We start from the raw sequence: 15,694 nt of genomic DNA on the forward strand, positions 1-15,694 counted from the left end.
CGCAACCGGACCCACCCCGCCATCCCGCGGATAGTCAGCTTTTGCCGTTGAAGTTGACGTTGACGTTGACGTTGATTCGGCGGGTGCAGGGCTGCAGGCCCTGCAGGCCACCCTCAGCTGCGCATGCCCACGCCGCGACGCAGCAGCCACAGCGCCAGCGCCGTCAGCACCACCACGAATCCGATCATCAGGCCGTAGGCCACCGGCAGCGGTACGTCACTGCTGCCCAGCAGGCCATAGCGGAACGCATTGACCATGTAGAAGATCGGATTCGCATGCGTGGCCGCTTCGGCCCAGCCCGGCAGCAGCTTCACCGAATAGAACACGCCACCCAGGTAGGTCAGCGGGGTCAGGATGAAGGTCGGCACGATCGCCACGTCGTCGAACTTCTTCGCATACACCGCGTTGATGAAGCCGGCCAGCGAGAAGATCGTCGCGCCCAGGATCACCGTCGTCAGCATCACCAGCGGGTGCGGGATGCGCACCGGGGTGAAGAACATCGCGATGATCAGCACGATCACGCCCACCATCAGGCCGCGCAGCACGGCGCCGGCCACGTAGCCCCACAGGATCACCCAGTTCGGCATCGGACTGACCAGCAGTTCTTCCACGTGACGGCCGAACTTGGCGCCAAAGAACGAGGAACTGATGTTGCCGTAGCTGTTCTGGATCACGCTCATCATCACCAGGCCCGGCACGATGAACTGCATGTAGGTGTAGCCGCCCATGTCCCCCACGCGCGACCCGATCAGGTTACCGAAGATCAGGAAGTACAGGGTCATGGTGATCGCTGGCGGCACCAGGGTCTGGCCCCAGATGCGCATGATGCGGGCGACTTCGCGGCGCACGATGGTCATCAGTGCGACGCGGTTGCGCTGGCCGTCGGTCAGCTCGGTGGTGCTCATGCAGGCTTCTCCAGGTTGCCGGTGAGGCGCACGAACAGCTCCTCCAGGCGGTTGCTCTTGGTACGCATCGAACGCACGCGGATACCGGCCTCGTTGAGCGTGGCGAACACGCGGTTGAGGTCCATTGCGCGCGGCATGTCGATGTCCAGCGTGTGCGGGTCCGGCGCGGTCAGCGTCGCACCTTCGATCACCGGCAGCTGCGCCGGCAGGTCACCGTCGATGTCCAGCAGGAAGCCCTCCACGTCCAGCTTGGCCAGCAGGGTGCGCATCGGCCCCTGCTCGACGATCTGGCCATGGTTGATGATCGCCAGGTGGCGGCACAGGTACTCGGCTTCTTCCAGGTAGTGCGTGGTAAGGATGATCGTGGTGCCTGCGGCATTGATCTCCTTCAGCACGCGCCACATGTCGCGGCGGATTTCGATGTCCACGCCGGCGGTCGGCTCGTCCAGGATCAGCAGGCGCGGGCGGGTCATCATCGCGCGGGCGATCATCAGCCGCCGCTTCATGCCGCCGGACAGCGTGCGGCTCATCACCTGTGCCTTTTCCCACAGGTGCGCGCGCTTCAGTTCCTCTTCGGCGCGCTGCTCGGCTTCCTCGCGCGGTACGCCATAGAAGCCGGCGTAGTTCACCAGGATGTCGAAGGGCTTCTCGAACAGGTTGAAGTTGATTTCCTGAGGCACCAGCCCGATCAGGCGCATGGTGGCGCTGCGGTTGCGCACCAGGTCGCTGCCGAACACTTCGACCTGGCCCTCGCTGAGGTTGACCAGGGAGCTGATGATGCCGATCAGGGTCGACTTGCCGGCGCCGTTGGGGCCGAGAAGGGCGAAGAAGTCGCCCGGGGCCACTTCCAGGGAAACCCCCTTCAGGGCCTGGGTGCCGTTGTCGTAGGTCTTGCGCAGGTCGCGCACGCGCAGGGCGGGCGCCGTATCGTTCTGGGATGCCAAGCTCGAAGCCTTCGCGCCCATGGGCTGGCGCTGGAGAGGGGCGGGGAGGGGCTATTATAGAAGACCCCGAGGGCTTGCCCCGGCTACACACTGTCCCGAAAAGTCGTGCCTGTTCAATTCCCCCTCAAGCTGGTCGGCTGCCGCATGCTGGCCCCGACCGTCGGCCACTACCAGTTCGTGCGTGACGATGGACAGCCGCTGGATTTCCAGCCCGGCCAGTTCATCCAGGTCCATTTCAGCTACGCCGACGGCACCGAAACCAAGCGCAGCTACTCGCTGGCGACCATTCACGACCACGCGCTGGGCCCGGGCGAGGCGGTGGATATCGCGGTCAGTTTCGTGCCCGGCGGCGCCGCCACGGCCCTGTTCGAGGCGCTGGAGCAGGGCGGCCAGATCAGTGCGTCCGGCCCCTATGGCCGGTTCTGCCTGAACCCCGGTGATCACAATGCGCGTTACCTGCTGATCGCCACCGGTACCGGCGTTACCCCGTACCGCTCGATGCTGCCGCTGCTGGAAAAGGCCATGGCCGAACGCGGTGTGCAGATCGTGCTGCTGCAGGGCGCGCGCAGCCCGGGCGAGCTGCTGTACAGCGAAGATTTCTACAGCTTCGCCGAAAAGCACCCGAACTTCCGCTATGTTCCGTGCCTGTCGCGCGAGTTGCCGGCTGATCCGCACCCGGACGTACAGCACGGCTACGTGCAGCAGGCGCTGGCCGGCTTCACGCCGGACCCGGCCACCGACATCGCCTACCTGTGCGGCAACCCGGACATGGTCGATGCCTGTGCCGACCTGCTGAAGGCTGCCGGCCTGGGCAACCCGCAGATCCGCCGCGAGAAGTACGTCAGCAGCAAGTAGGCCCGGGTAGTGCCGGCCGCTGGCCGGCAACTCCAAGAACCAGAGGCGGCATCACGCCGCCCCCGGTCGCCTGCCTCAGTACGCGATCCAGGCGTCGCGCCAGGCGGAGCCGGTGCCCGGGCGATAGGGTTCGGCGTTGACGTTGCACCATGCACCCTCCGGGAACGGGCGGCAGGCGTAGAGCTTGCCGTCGGTGCCCTTGACCACGGTTTCGCCCGGCGCGTAGCTGCCGATACCCGCCGGATACACGAAGTCGTAGTCGTCACCCGGCGGCGGATCGACCGGATCCGGCAGGCGGGTATCGATCTGGAACAGGTTGCCCGGCTTCAGGTAGACACGGTTCTCGGTGGCCGAGGCGACCGGCGTGATCACGCCGTTCTTCATCACGCCCACGCGCGCCTGCTGTGCACTGGCGTTGACCTTGCGGGCCAGCGCCAGCGGCCACTGGTTCGCAGCGGTCTGACCTGCGGCCAGGGTGATCTCCGGGCGCTCCAGATCATTGCCCTGGGCGTTGAACACGCGCAGCGTCAGGGTAGTGCCTTCTTCCAATGCACCGCGGGCGGTGACCGGGCCGGCATCCTGCCACTGCGGCGGCGGTTCGATGCCACCACCGCCTTCGAAGCGCACGTCCGCGCAGGTGTAGAACGCCTCACCGGAATCCGAGCGCTGCCAGGTGTTGTAGATCACGTGCTGGCCACTGCGCTTGGGCAGCGGGCAATCCAGCTTGTAGACGTCGCCGGAGACCGGCACGTTGCCCAGCGTGCAGAATTCCTGCAGGTCGGCCCAGCGCAGCGGGCTGCCCGGCTGCCAACCGTCTCGGGTGACGTAGAACTTCCACTCGCGGGTGGCATGCGGGGCCGGCGACTTGAACTCGAAGGTGTAGCGCCCGCGCGAATCGGCGCGGATCGGCGAGGTCGGCCAGTCACTGCGGTTCAGATCGAGGCCGCGGTACTTGCTGTTGCCGCCGCTGCACAGCTCGCCATCTGGAACCACCGCTTGATGGTTGCCGTTGGCGTTGGCCTGGTTGACGCCGGCCCAGTCATAGAACGGCTGTGCGCCACCGATGGCCTTGGCGGCGGCACACGCCGGATTGGTCGGGTTCTCGGGGTTGCCCTGGTAACAGGCATAGACGCGGCTGGACGGCTTGGACAGAGTGCCGTGTGCGAAAGCACCGCCAGAAACGGCTACGCCTGCGACAACGGAGAGTGCGAGGACGGCTCGCCGGGACAAATGCATGGAGAATCTCCTGAGGGTGATGGAACCCCTCGGAGTTTCGGAACGTGCCCCCCTATCGCCATAGGAATAGTTTGAAAGGGGAAAGTGCGTTTGCCTTGCTGAGATGAAACTCACACTGTGCCGGGAACGGCGTTCTTCCGCCGTTCCCGGCATGGCATCTCAATACGGCACCCACGCATCGCGCCAGGCCGCACCCACACCCGGGCGGTACGCCTCGGCATTGACGTTGCACCACGCACCTTCCGGGAACGGGCGGCAGGCATACAGCTTGCCGTCGCTGCTCTTCACCACGGTCTGGCCCGGCACATAGCTGCCGATGCCCGTCGGGTACACGTGGTCGAAATCACCGCCCGGCGATGGCGTACCCGGGTCCGGCACCTTGGTGTCGAGCTGGAAGCGGTTGCCGTCCTTCAAGTACACGCGATTGTCGGTGGCCGACGCCGACGGCGTGATCACGCCATTGGCAAGCACGCCCACGCGCGCATGCTGGGCACTGGCATTGACCTTGCGCGCCAGCGCCAAGGGCCACTGCGCGGCCGAGGTCTGGCCGCTGGCCAGCGTCGCTTCCACACGTTCGACATCGTTGCCGTTGGCATTGAACACGCGCAGTGCCAGCGTCGTACCCACCGGCAATTCACCGCGGGCGGTGATCGGGCCGGCATCCTGCCATTGCGGTGCCGGCGTCGTACCACCGCCGCCGCCTTCAAAGCGTACGTCCATGCAGGTGTAGAACGCTTCGGTCGAATCTGAGCGCTGCCAGGTGTTGTAGATCACATGCTGGCCGGTGCGCTGCGGCAGCGTGCACTGCAGCTTGTAGGTGCCATCGGCAGAGAGCGGTGTATTGCCCAGCGTGCAGAACTCCTGCAGGTCGGCCCAACGCAACGGGCTGCCTGGTTGCCAGCCGTCGCGGGTGACGAAGAAGCGCCAGTCGCGCGTGGCGTGCGGCGCGGTCGCCTTGAACACGAAGGTGAACTTGCCATTGGCATCGGCCTGGATCGGCGTGGTCTGCCAGTCACTGCGGTTCACGTCCAGGCCGCGGAAGGTCGGGTTGTTGCCGCTGCACAGCTTGCCGTCGGGCACCACGGCCTGGTGGTTGCCGTTGGCATTGGCCTGGTTGATGCCGTTCCAGTCGTAGAACGCCTGCGATCCGCCGACAGCCTTGGCGGCTGCACAGGCCGGGTTCGTCGGGTTCTCGGGATTGCCCTGGAAACAGGCATAGACGCGGCTGACCGGCGTGGTCATGGTGCCGTGGGCAAAAGCATCGCCGGCCAGCAACAGGCCAGCGGCGGCCAATGAAGTAGCCAGCAGCAGCGGTGTGGATTGGAATGACATGGCGCTTCCTTGTGGTCGTCGAAAGAGAGCGGTGACCGCAGAGTTGCGCTGCGCGGCGGACTTTCGGCGGCACCATGGCGAGTATCGAGTTGCGATGCCGGGTGCGGAACCATGGAAATGCTGATCCGTGACTGTGGGTGTGAAGCCCTTCCCGCGGGCTTCACGTGGGACTGAACGGATGCGCTGGCGATCACGTGTTCGGCGTGGCAACGATCACGTCGTGGAGATCCGGCTATGTCGGCGCCATGCCGACGCGATCCGCCTGGCATGAGAAGCAGCCGTGGGCCGCGTTGTGCAGCTGCACGAAGGCCACGGCAGGGTCGGCAAACAGCGCGTCCAGCCGAGCGCCGACATCCGTGCCTGCACTGATCTCGGCGGCCAGCATCAATGCAGCCTGGTCATAGGCGCGCAACGAGATCATCCGGCGCTGCACATACGGGGGCACCTCGCCTGGCGGCAGCACGCAACGGGTCACGCCACGCTGTACGAAGATCGGGCCCGAGGCGTGATACGGCGAGTGCAGGGGCAGGTGCACATGGGACAACAGCAGCAGCTCGCTGCCACTGGGTGGATCGCTCAGGCTGACCCGGCAGGGGTGTCCTCCTGTTTCGCCGGCCCAGCGACGCTGGATGCCCAGCGCGGCCAGCGCGGTGTCGCTCTTCTCGAACAGGTGCAGGAACGGGCGGTGGTCGATGCCACCGAGGTACCACGCATGCATGGGCGTCTCCTTGGTTTTCCGAGGATTCTGCGCATGCGCCGGCCGCCGTGCTCGCCGTTTTCGGACCCCGCATCTTCATCGGGCCAGGCAGCGCCACGGGAACCGCAGCACAAGGCGCTAAGATGCGCGCGCCGCCCCAGCCGATGAGCGTCGCATGTCCCTGGATTTCCCCACCCTCACCGTGCTTGGCTTCCTGCTCTGCATCGGCATTGCCGTGGGGTTCTCGTTGTTGCTGGTGGTGTTGCGCGGGCAACCGGTGCTGCGCCTGTGGACCGCAAGCCTGTGGCTGCTGACCCTGGGCGTGACCCTGCTGGCGCTGCGACCCTACCTGCCGTTGGCGCCGGCCATACTGGCCGGGAATGCGGCGATGGCCGGCTGCGCGCTGCTGATGCTGCGTGGCGTGGCGCTGCATCTGGAACAACCGCTGCCGCTGTGGCGGCCGTTGCTGATGGCAGCCGTGTTCATGGCCTGCATCTTCGCCTTCCTGGTGCTGTGGCCGGACCTGGGCGTGCGCCTGCAGGTGTTCAGTGTGTTCACGCTGCTGGTTGATGGCTGGATCGCGTGGCTGCTGCTGCGGCATGCCCCCGTGCAGCAGCGCACCAGCTGCCGTCTGGCGGCGGTGGTGTTCCTGGCCGAGGCGGCCCTGTACGCGGTGCGCCTGTTCCTGCCGGTGGCACCCGATGCCGGTGAGGACATCATGCGCACCGGCACGCCGATGTTCGTCACCTACATTGCCGGTGTGATGCTGGAACTGGCGCGATGCTTTGCGATGGTGCTGCTGCTGGTCGAACGCATGCTGGTCGATCTGCGGCGTGCGGCGCGCACAGACGGCCTGACCGGGCTGCTCAACCGCAGCGCGGTGCTGGCCGATGGCCAGGTGCAGTTGCAGCGGCTGCGCCGGCAGGGCCGGCCACTGGCCCTGCTGCTGATCGACGTCGATCACTTCAAGCAGATCAACGACCGCTGGGGCCATCTGGCCGGAGACGAGGTACTGCGCCACTTCGCTGCGGTGCTGCAGCACGGTTTGCAGGGCCGTGACACGTTGCTGGGCCGCTATGGTGGCGAGGAGTTCGTGCTGGTGCTGGCCGGAAGCACGCAGGCTGAAGCGATGGCGCGGGCTGCGACGATCCGTACCGCCCTGCAGCAGAACCCGGCGCGGCTGGCCACCGGGCCGGTGACGTTCACTGCCAGCATCGGCCTGGCGATGGACGACGGCCAGGGCGAGCTGTCCACGCTGCTGGCAGCGGCGGACGCGGCGCTGTACCGGGCCAAGGCCGCGGGCCGCGATCGCCTGGCCTGCGCCACGCCGGCGGAGATTTCGCGTCTGCCCATCGCCGACGACGCCGTGCCCGTGTAAGTTGAGTCACATCTTCCGCGGCAGCCCGTCGTGGTTGCCAGGAACGTCCTCCAGGGGAAACGAGCACGATGCAAAGACACCACCTCGCGTTGGCCGCAGTGTTGGCCAGCCTGATGCTTGCCGGTTGCAGCCAGTCACCGTCACCCGGCGCCGAAGGCGCCAGCGATGCACCCAGCCGCCGTTTCGGCACGATCGACTTCCAGCCCTGCACGCTGTCCACGGTAGGTGCCAATGCCAACGTGGAAGCGCAGTGCGCCACCCTGCAGGTGCCGGAGGACCGGGCCCAGCCCGCTGGCCGGCGCATCGGCCTGCGCATCGCCTGGCTGGAGTCGGGCAGCAGCGGCTCCAGCCAGCCCGACCCGGTGTTCTTCCTGGCCGGTGGCCCCGGCCAGGCCGCCAGCGAAGTGGCCGTCATTGTCGATACCGCGCTGCGCCAGGTGCGCAAGCAGCGGGACATCTTCCTGGTCGACCAGCGCGGCACCGGCGGCTCCAACCCGCTCAGCTGCCTCGGCGCGGACGGAAAGGAACTGCCGATGGACGAGGACGCGGCGCCCTCCGAGGCCTTGCTGCGCGACTATGCCCAGCGATGCGCGGCTTCCCTGCAGGGACGTGCGGACGCACGCTTCTACACCACCACCGAAGCCATTGCCGACCTGGACGCGGTCCGCCAGGCCTTGGGCGTGGACCGGGTCAATCTGATCGGTGCGTCCTACGGTACCCGCGTGGCCCAGCGCTATGCGGGTACCTATCCACAGCACACCCGCAGCATCGTCATCGATGGCGTGGTGCCGAATGAGCTGGTGGTGGGCGGCGATTTCGCCAGGACGTTCGAAGACGCGATCGCCCTGCAGTCGGCGCAGTGCCGCAAGGACGCTGCCTGCAGCAAGCGCTTCCCGACCGATACCCGTGCGCAGCTGCGCAGCGTGGTCGAGACCCTGCGCCGTGCACCGGTTCCGGTCGAGTATCGCGATCCCGGCACCTACGACACCCGGAAGGATGTGCTGACACCGGACAGCGTTGTGGGCCTGGCTTTTGCGTTTTCCTATGTACCCCAATACGCCTCATTGCTGCCGCTGGTTCTTGATGAAGCCGCGCACGGCCGCTACGCACCGCTCGCCTCGCTGGCGCGCGGTGCGAACCGCAGCATGGATTTCCAGATCAACCGTGGCATGCATTGGTCGGTGATCTGCAGCGAAGATGCGCCGCGCTACCAGGCGCCGGCCGAGGACCCCGGGCGCCTGTTCGGCAACGACGTGGCAAGTTCCTTCTTTGCCGCCTGCCCGGCATGGCCGCACCGGCCGGCACCGGCAGCCAATGCCGTGCCGCTGCGCAGTGACGTACCGGCGCTGCTGTTGTCTGGTGAACTGGACCCGGTGACCCCGCCGCGCTATGCCGAGCAGGTCCTCAAGGGCCTGCCCAATGGACGCGCGCTGGTCGCCCGTGGCCAGGGCCACGGCACGCTGACCGCCGGTTGCATGCCGCGCCTGCTCGGCCAGTTCATCGACACGACCGATGCCAGGGCGCTGGATGCCGGCTGCCTGGACACGCTGAGCTACGTGCCGGCGTTCACCTCGTTCAACGGATGGGAACCATGATCGTCGCCGACAACCTGCACAAGGCCTTCGACACCCGCACGGGCCGCATCCAGGCGGTCGCCAACGTTGGCTTCCGCGCCGAGGATGGTCGCATCACCGGTCTGCTGGGGCCCAATGGCGCCGGCAAGACCACCACCATGCGCATGCTGTACACGCTGATGACGCCCGACCAGGGCAGCATCAGCGTCGATGGTGTGGACGCTGCGCGCAATCCGGTGGAAGTGCGTCGCCATCTCGGCGTGCTGCCCGATGCGCGTGGCGTCTACAAGCGCCTGACCGCGCGCGAGAACATCGCTTACTTCGGCGAACTGCATGGACTTTCGGCCGAGCGCATCCGAGAGCGCATCGAGGTGCTGTCGCACGCGCTGGACATGGGTGACATCCTCGACCGCCAGACCGATGGCTTCTCGCAGGGCCAGCGCACCAAGACCGCGATTGCCCGCGCGCTGGTGCACGACCCGCGCAACGTCATTCTCGATGAACCGACCAACGGCCTGGACGTGATGACCACGCGCGCACTGCGCCGCTTCCTGCTGGGTCTGCGCGAAGAAGGCCGCTGCGTGATCCTGTCCAGCCACATCATGCAGGAGGTGGCCGCGCTGTGCGATCACATCGTGATCATCGCCAAAGGCACGGTGATGGCCGCCGGCAGCGCCGATGAGCTGCGCACGCAGTCCGGCGAATCCAACCTGGAGGATGCGTTCGTGAAACTGATCGGCAGCGAAGAGGGCCTGCACGCATGAGCATGATGTCGACCCTGATGACGGTGATGCGCAAGGAGCTGCGTGACCTGTCGCGCGACCGCCGTACGCTGGCGCTGACCCTGCTGTTCGGGCCGCTGCTGTATCCGCTGCTGATCCTGGGCATGGGCAAGCTGTCCGAAAGCCGCGTGCGCACGCAGATCGAGCAGCCGCTGCAGATTTCCACCATCGGCGCCGAACATGCGCCGAACCTGGTGCGCTTCCTGGCTGCCCAGGGCCTGAATGCCGCTGCTGCGCCGAAGGACCTGGCCGAGGCCATCCGTTCGCAGGACATCGACGTGGCGCTGCGCATCAGCCCGGACTTCGGCAGGGACTGGGCCGATGGCAAGCCGGCGCTGGTGGAGGTGATCAGTGACAGCACACGACGCGCCGCCGAGGTGCCCACTGCGCGCCTGCAGGCGGCGTTGGCCACATACAACGGGCAGGTGGGGGCGCTGCGGCTGATGGCGCGGGGCATCGACGCCCAGGTCGCACGGCCACTGGACGTGGCCAGCCAGGACATGGCCAGTGCCGAAGCCAAGCGTGGCCTGATGCTGTCGGCGTTGTTGCCGATCCTGCTGACCCTCACCTCGTTCCTCGGGGGTGCCTACCTGGTGATGGACACCACCGCCGGCGAGCGTGAGCGGCAGTCGCTGGAGCCGCTGCTGGCCACGCCGGGGTCGCGCAGCGCCATTGTCAGCGGCAAGATCGCCGCCGCCTGCATGGTCGGCTTTGCGTCGCTGCTGTTGACCCTGGCCGCGTTCAAGGTGAGCGCGCAGATCGCCCCCGGCAACATCGGCCGCCAGCTCAACATGAACATCATGGCGATGGTGCAGATGCTGCTGGTGATGCTGCCGATGCTGCTGATCGGCACCTCGCTGCTGACCTTCCTGGCCGCAGCCGCCAAGAGCATGAAGGAAGCGCAGAGCCACATGACCTGGTTGATGCTGCTGCCGATGCTGCCGGGCTATGCGCTGATTGCCTACCCGGTGAAGAGCCAGCTGTGGCAGTACGCCGTGCCGTTCCTGTCGCAGAACCAGATGCTGCTGAAGGTGATCCGCCACGAGACCATCACACCGGCGGTCTGGGCCATCTACCTCGGCGCCAGCCTCGGCCTGGCCGCCGTGCTGTGGTTCGCCGCCGTGCGCCGTTATCACAACGAGCGTCTGGCCATCTCTGGCTGACATGCAAAAAAGGGGACGGAGGGGATTAAGTCGTTTCCAGCCCTCCCGTCCCCTCTTTGCGCGGGCGCCCCCGCTTGCGCAGCATCGCAGGTCGTCCAAGTGTCTGCTCCACCATCCGCAGGTACGATGTACTTCCCAATGGATGCTGCGCAGCACTGTGAGCACGGATTGCCTGCAGGTCAGCGGACGCATTCAGATCCCGCAGGAACTGCCCATAGAGCGTCGCCCGCTGTCGCTTGCTCGCGGCCAGTGCCTGAAACGCAGGGTGCTCTGTCAGCATCGGATCGTGCCGTCGCTGCAGGTTTCCGTGCACGCTCGACCATGGGTGATCTTCCGGGCCGGCTGTCATCCCTGCACGAACCGGATTGAGTTCGATGTAGCGATAGACGCTGAGCAGATAGGCGTCGCTGTCCACCATTGAAGAATGGAAGCGGCCCTGCCAGAGCGGTCCGCTGCGCCCATGTCGCTGATTGAAGGCCTGGACGTAGTTGTTGCCCTGCATCCGCATCGCATTGGCTAGGCCCACACCCGTGGAAGGTGTGGCCAACAGATGGACGTGATTGCTCATCAATACGTAGGCATGTAGCGCGACCTGATGCTTCAGAAACGCACTGTGCAACAGGTGCAGAAACAGCTGGCGGTCGATATCGTCAACGAAGATCGCCCCCTTGTTCACACCGCGCTGGGTCACGTGGTACGGCTGGCCGGCCAACATCAGGCGTGCTTGTCGAGGCATGGGAGTTCAGGGATTCAAGGAACCACCAGCCTGCCGCCAACGTGGCTGCGGTGGACATCAGGTGATGCCGCGAGAAGGTGTGGGGTAGGGCAGAAGCGACTTAATCCCCTCCGTCCCCTTTTCCATACCGCGCAGGCGTCACTCCCATCTCACGCTTGAACACGTTGATGAAGGAACTGGGCGTCTCGTAGCCCATCGACAGGGCGACGCTGATCACCGGCTCACCCGCCAGCAGGCGTGGCAGTGCCAGCAGTACGCGTAGGCGTTGCCGCCACTGGCTCAAGGTCATGCCTGTTTCGGCCTGCCAACGGCGGGCGAGACTGCGGCTGGACAGCCCGCTGGTGGCCGCCCACGCCTCGACACCGCGCAGGTCGTCCGGCCAACGCACCAGCACCGAAGCGATCTTCTGCAGTCGCCGGTCACGCGGTTGTGGCAGGGCAAGCGGCAGGGGCGTGCTGGCGGCAATCTCATCGGCGATCACACCGGCCAGTCGTGCCTGCGCAGCATCCAGTGGCGGGTGGGGCCACCGCAGCGCACGTGTTGTTGCCGCCTGCAGCAGTGCATCGGGCTGGAAAATGCGCGGTGTGGTGGGCAGACCCAGGCAGGCCTCGGCGTTGAAGTACAGGCTCCAGCCATCGAACCCGTCTGCGCCCAGCAGTGCGTGGGGTAGCAATGGCGGTATCCAGGCGACGTGACCTGCGGGCAGCAGCCAGTGCAGGTCGTCGGCGGCGATCCGCAGCAGCCCCTGATGCGCACCCAGCAGCTGCCCACGGGCATGCCGGTGGCGGGCCGTGCGACGCTTGCCGAGCTGGTGCAGCCGGGCCGCCAGCACCACCGGCCCGTCGGCGGCATCGGCCAACGCGGGGTCGAGCAATGGAGGAGTTGTCTGATCTGCCATATCCATTGGCAGTTATACGGCAGAAGCGTCGCGTCCGTGCCCCGAAACTGGAGCCCACCTCAACGGAGCGCTTCCCCATGCAGCCACAGGACATTCTTCCCGACCATCAGAACGACGTGCAGGTGAACGGCCTCACCGTGCGCAAGGGCAGTGTGGGTGCTTTCCTCGCCAGCGTTCGTGACTGGCAGGATCCGGCCAGCGATCCCGCCACGCGCGCCACTGCCGAAGCCGACCTGCGTGCGCTGCTGCCGGGCCTGCATGCGTTGGGTCTGTTCCAGGTGCTGACAGCGCGTGATCCGGCACTGCAACGCCTGATCGATGGAGCGGCCTGAAACGGACAAGGCCCGGACATGCCGGGCCTTGGCGTCATTGCAGGGGCAGAAACGACTTAATCCCCTCCGTCCCCTTTTTCGTTCAGTTGTTGCCCGGCGCGAACACCAGCGTACGGCGGGTGGTCACCGGCGCGCTGACCGGCTCGAAGCGCCAGCGCTTGACCGCGTTCAGGGCTTCACGGTCGAACACGCGTCCCGGCGTCGCGCGCAGCACGCGAGCGTTCACCACCGAGCCGTCAGTGCCGACGGTGATCTCCACCAGTACTTCGCCGGAGGTTCCCGAACGCAGGGCTTCGCCCGGATAGCGCGGCGCCGGTGTGCTGACCGGGCGCAGGGTGGGCGCTGCGGGTGCGGCGGCCTGGCGTGCGGCGCTGGCCTGCTGCGCGGCGGCCTGCTGCTGCTTCTGCTCGGCCTCACGACGGGCGGCGGCCTGGCGCTCGGCCTCCTGGCGCTCGTTGTCGCGGCGCGCGGCATCCTGCTGCGCGGCAATCTGCTTGGCGGCGTCGGCTTCCTTGGCGCGCTGCTCGGTCAGGCGCTGCTGCTCGGTCTGCTGCTTGCTGCGGTCCTCGGCGTCCTTCTTCGCCTTCTCGGCTTCGGCTTCGGTGCGCTTGGCCGCGTTCTGCACGCCCTTGGCCAGGCCATCCTTCAGGCGCGGCAGCGCCGGCGCGGAGGCATCCACCTTCTCGATCAGTGCCACCAGGCGCTGCGCTTCGGTGTAGTCCTCGCGGCCCAGGTGCTGTTCGGCGGCGATCAGGGTGTAGGGCAGCAGGTCGGTCAGCGCGCTCTTCACCGAGGCATCGTCCGGGGTCTTGTCGCGCAGGGCGAGGTAGTACTCGATGGCGTTGTCGCCGGCCGGCGCGTACATGCGGTTCTCGCGCAGGGCCTGGCTGGCCGACTCACGCAGCTGCTCGGTGCCCATCGACTGCACCTTGGCGGCGACCACCGGTGCGGCCGGTGCAGCGGCGGTGGGTGCGGCGGCCGGGGCCGGTGCTGCGGTTTCTTCCTTGCCCGAGCAGGCGGCCAGTGCCAGTGCCAGGGCAACGGGCAGCCACCGGCGCGCTGCGGTGATCGTTGAGACGTGCGACATCCTGCTCCCCTCTAGAAGACGACGTGACGTAAATCATTGATATGCATGGCCGGGACCTGCGGTCCGGGCACGGCAGGGTGACGTTTCCCGACGCCACCGCCGGCAACGGCGAGGGTGCAATCTAGCATCCCGGCCACCGCCGCGTACAAGGGGCAGGGGCCGGGACGGCGCAGCGGCGGTCAAGCCGCTGGTGGCGCCGACCTCAGTGGTCGTGCGCCTTGTCGTGCGATCTGCTGTGGCTGTTGGACATCAGCTTGTCGGTCCAGGCAATGCCGATCGCCGACAGGATGAACACGCAGTGGATGATGGTCTGCCACAGCACGCCGTCCTGGGTCAGCATCGAGCAGCGAGCGACACCGATGTTGGCCGCGGCCACGCTCATCTGCTCCGGCGTGCACAGCGGAATACCGCCCAGCGCACCGCTGGCGATGAAGGTCTTCAGCAGGTGGATCGAGGAGATGCCGATGATCGCCATCGCCAGCTTCACCTTCAGCACGCTGGCATTGACGTGGCTCAGCCATTCCGGCTGGTCCGGGTGGCCTTCCAGGCGCAGGCGCGAGACGAAGGTTTCGTAGCCACCGACGATCACCATCACCAGCAGGTTGGAGATCATCACCACGTCGATCAGGCCCAGCACGATCAGCATGATCTGCTGCTCGCCCATCGACACCGAATGCGAGATCAGGTGCCACAGTTCCTTGCCGAACAGGAACACATAGACGCACTGCGCCACGATCAGGCCCAGGTACAGCGGCAGCTGCAGCCAGCGCGAGGCGAAGATCAGCGTGGACAAGGGGGAGAGCGGCGGGCGGTTTGCACTCATGCGAGGGATGCTGCGTTGCGGGGGAGAGGCGAGGTTACCGGCCCGCCATGACGGTGCCAACCCAACTCACGCACTAGACTTCAGGTTCCTTTCCGCACCTCGAGCCGACGCCATGATCGACCTGTATTACTGGCCCACCCCGAACGGCCACAAAGTGACCCTGCTGCTGGAGGAAACCGGCCTGGACTACCGCATCCACCCGGTCAACATCGGCTCGGGCGACCAGTTCAAGCCGGAATTCCTCGCCATCTCCCCCAACAACAAGATGCCGGCCATCGTCGACCATGCCCCGGCCGATGGCGGCGCCTCGCAGAGCGTGTTCGAGTCCGGCGCGATCCTGCTGTACCTGGCCGAAAAGACCGGCCAGTTCCTGCCCAGCGACCCGCGCGGCCGCGTCACCACGCTGGAATGGCTGTTCTGGCAGATGGCGGGCCTAGGTCCCATGAGCGGCCAGATGGGCCACTTCAACGTCTACGCGCCGGAGAAGATCCCGTACGCCATCGAGCGCTACGACAACGAAGTGCGCCGCCTGCACGGCGTGATGGACAAGCGACTGGCCCAGCATGCCTTCCTGGCCGGTGACGAATACACCATCGCCGACATGGCCAGCTACCCGTGGGTCGGGGCCTACGACAAGCTGCCGGTGGACTTCGCCGCCTTCCCGAACCTCAAGCGCTGGCACGAGACGATTGCCGCGCGCCCGGCCACCCAGCGCGCGTATGCCCTGCGCCAGCAGGTGAACCCGAACGCCGGCAAGCCGCTCAGCGACGAAGAGCGCAGGCACCTGTTCGGCCAGCGTTGACCCGGGCAGCTGAAGATGGGTGCCGACCGTCGGTCGGCACCGCGTATGGGCAGAAGGTCATGCTGCCTTCCTGCACGGGCTTGGTTAGGATGGGGAACGACCACCCCGTGCCCCGAGCCGGGGTGGACCTGCCGTTTGCCGGGATCCTCC

At 66.6% G+C, this 15,694-nt stretch carries 16 protein-coding genes; 7 read left to right on the forward strand and 9 right to left on the reverse strand.

Features of this window, described 5'->3' with window-relative positions; translation table 11 throughout:
- Nucleotides 1–113: 113 nt before the first annotated feature.
- Nucleotides 114–905 carry an ABC transporter permease gene (locus N5J73_RS01130; protein WP_010482250.1) on the reverse strand — a complete coding sequence of 264 codons (792 nt, stop codon included), beginning with the start codon at nucleotides 903–905 and terminating at the stop codon, nucleotides 114–116.
- Nucleotides 902–1,870: an ABC transporter ATP-binding protein gene (locus N5J73_RS01135; RefSeq protein WP_005411567.1), complete on the reverse strand. Its 969-nt coding sequence runs from the start codon at nucleotides 1,868–1,870 to the stop codon at nucleotides 902–904. The genes N5J73_RS01130 and N5J73_RS01135 overlap by 4 nt, the downstream gene beginning before the upstream one ends.
- Before the next feature lie 84 nt (nucleotides 1,871–1,954).
- Here N5J73_RS01135 and N5J73_RS01140 point away from each other — a divergent pair, with 84 nt between their 5' ends.
- Nucleotides 1,955–2,704: a ferredoxin--NADP reductase gene (locus tag N5J73_RS01140; protein WP_080354817.1), complete on the forward strand. Its 750-nt coding sequence runs from the start codon at nucleotides 1,955–1,957 to the stop codon at nucleotides 2,702–2,704.
- Between the two features lie 75 nt (nucleotides 2,705–2,779).
- Here N5J73_RS01140 and N5J73_RS01145 read toward each other — a convergent pair whose 3' ends face one another.
- The 3 genes from N5J73_RS01145 to N5J73_RS01155 all read right to left on the reverse strand — a co-directional run bounded on the left by N5J73_RS01145 (nucleotide 2,780) and on the right by N5J73_RS01155 (nucleotide 5,990).
- Entirely contained in the window at nucleotides 2,780–3,940 is a 1,161-nt protein-coding gene (locus tag N5J73_RS01145; RefSeq protein ID WP_049445125.1) for a lytic polysaccharide monooxygenase, read from the reverse strand.
- A gap of 159 nt (nucleotides 3,941–4,099) precedes the next feature.
- The gene (locus N5J73_RS01150) at nucleotides 4,100–5,272 is read right to left on the reverse strand and encodes a lytic polysaccharide monooxygenase (protein ID WP_049445120.1); all 1,173 of its coding nucleotides are present in this window, start codon (nucleotides 5,270–5,272) and stop codon (nucleotides 4,100–4,102) included.
- 232 nt (nucleotides 5,273–5,504) lie between these two features.
- Nucleotides 5,505–5,990, reverse strand: a complete 486-nt coding sequence (locus N5J73_RS01155; protein ID WP_049445117.1) for a DUF1203 domain-containing protein — start codon at nucleotides 5,988–5,990, stop codon at nucleotides 5,505–5,507.
- Between the two features lie 154 nt (nucleotides 5,991–6,144).
- On the opposite strand from N5J73_RS01155, the gene N5J73_RS01160 reads away from it, so the two are divergent.
- The 4 genes from N5J73_RS01160 (at nucleotide 6,145) to N5J73_RS01175 (ending at nucleotide 10,866) form a co-directional block, all read left to right on the forward strand.
- Complete coding sequence (locus N5J73_RS01160; RefSeq protein ID WP_049445113.1) at nucleotides 6,145–7,347, forward strand: GGDEF domain-containing protein; 1,203 nt, start codon at nucleotides 6,145–6,147, stop codon at nucleotides 7,345–7,347.
- Between the two features lie 68 nt (nucleotides 7,348–7,415).
- Nucleotides 7,416–8,942 (forward strand): alpha/beta fold hydrolase, encoded by a 1,527-nt coding sequence (locus N5J73_RS01165; protein WP_049445111.1) that lies wholly within the window; start codon nucleotides 7,416–7,418, stop codon nucleotides 8,940–8,942.
- Nucleotides 8,939–9,685, forward strand: a complete 747-nt coding sequence (locus N5J73_RS01170) for an ATP-binding cassette domain-containing protein (protein WP_049445108.1) — start codon at nucleotides 8,939–8,941, stop codon at nucleotides 9,683–9,685. Before N5J73_RS01165 ends, N5J73_RS01170 begins: the two co-directional genes overlap by 4 nt.
- A complete protein-coding gene (locus N5J73_RS01175) occupies nucleotides 9,682–10,866 on the forward strand; it encodes an ABC transporter permease (protein WP_049445106.1) in 1,185 nt (394 codons plus the stop codon). Before N5J73_RS01170 ends, N5J73_RS01175 begins: the two co-directional genes overlap by 4 nt.
- Before the next feature lie 25 nt (nucleotides 10,867–10,891).
- On the opposite strand, the gene N5J73_RS01180 is transcribed toward N5J73_RS01175, so the two are convergent.
- Both N5J73_RS01180 and N5J73_RS01185 read right to left on the reverse strand, forming a co-directional pair.
- Nucleotides 10,892–11,602, reverse strand: coding sequence for a transposase (locus tag N5J73_RS01180; protein ID WP_049445103.1), 711 nt, complete (start codon nucleotides 11,600–11,602; stop codon nucleotides 10,892–10,894).
- Between the two features lie 100 nt (nucleotides 11,603–11,702).
- Complete coding sequence (locus tag N5J73_RS01185; RefSeq protein WP_049445100.1) at nucleotides 11,703–12,500, reverse strand: helix-turn-helix transcriptional regulator; 798 nt, start codon at nucleotides 12,498–12,500, stop codon at nucleotides 11,703–11,705.
- Nucleotides 12,501–12,577: 77 nt separating this feature from the next.
- On the opposite strand from N5J73_RS01185, the gene N5J73_RS01190 reads away from it, so the two are divergent.
- A complete protein-coding gene (locus tag N5J73_RS01190; protein ID WP_049445097.1) occupies nucleotides 12,578–12,832 on the forward strand; it encodes a hypothetical protein in 255 nt (84 codons plus the stop codon).
- A gap of 82 nt (nucleotides 12,833–12,914) precedes the next feature.
- Here the strand turns inward: N5J73_RS01190 and N5J73_RS01195 are convergent, their stop codons facing one another.
- Both N5J73_RS01195 and N5J73_RS01200 read right to left on the reverse strand, forming a co-directional pair.
- Entirely contained in the window at nucleotides 12,915–13,919 is a 1,005-nt protein-coding gene (locus N5J73_RS01195) for an energy transducer TonB (RefSeq protein WP_049445093.1), read from the reverse strand.
- A gap of 202 nt (nucleotides 13,920–14,121) precedes the next feature.
- Nucleotides 14,122–14,742, reverse strand: a complete 621-nt coding sequence (locus N5J73_RS01200; protein WP_012481561.1) for a TIGR00645 family protein — start codon at nucleotides 14,740–14,742, stop codon at nucleotides 14,122–14,124.
- Nucleotides 14,743–14,854: 112 nt separating this feature from the next.
- On the opposite strand from N5J73_RS01200, the gene N5J73_RS01205 reads away from it, so the two are divergent.
- Entirely contained in the window at nucleotides 14,855–15,544 is a 690-nt protein-coding gene (locus tag N5J73_RS01205) for a glutathione binding-like protein (RefSeq protein WP_049445091.1), read from the forward strand.
- The last annotated feature ends 150 nt before the right edge of the window (nucleotides 15,545–15,694 follow it).

This window comes from Stenotrophomonas sp. GD03654 (genome assembly GCF_029845105.1).
Taxonomy (GTDB): Bacteria; Pseudomonadota; Gammaproteobacteria; order Xanthomonadales; family Xanthomonadaceae; genus Stenotrophomonas; species Stenotrophomonas africana.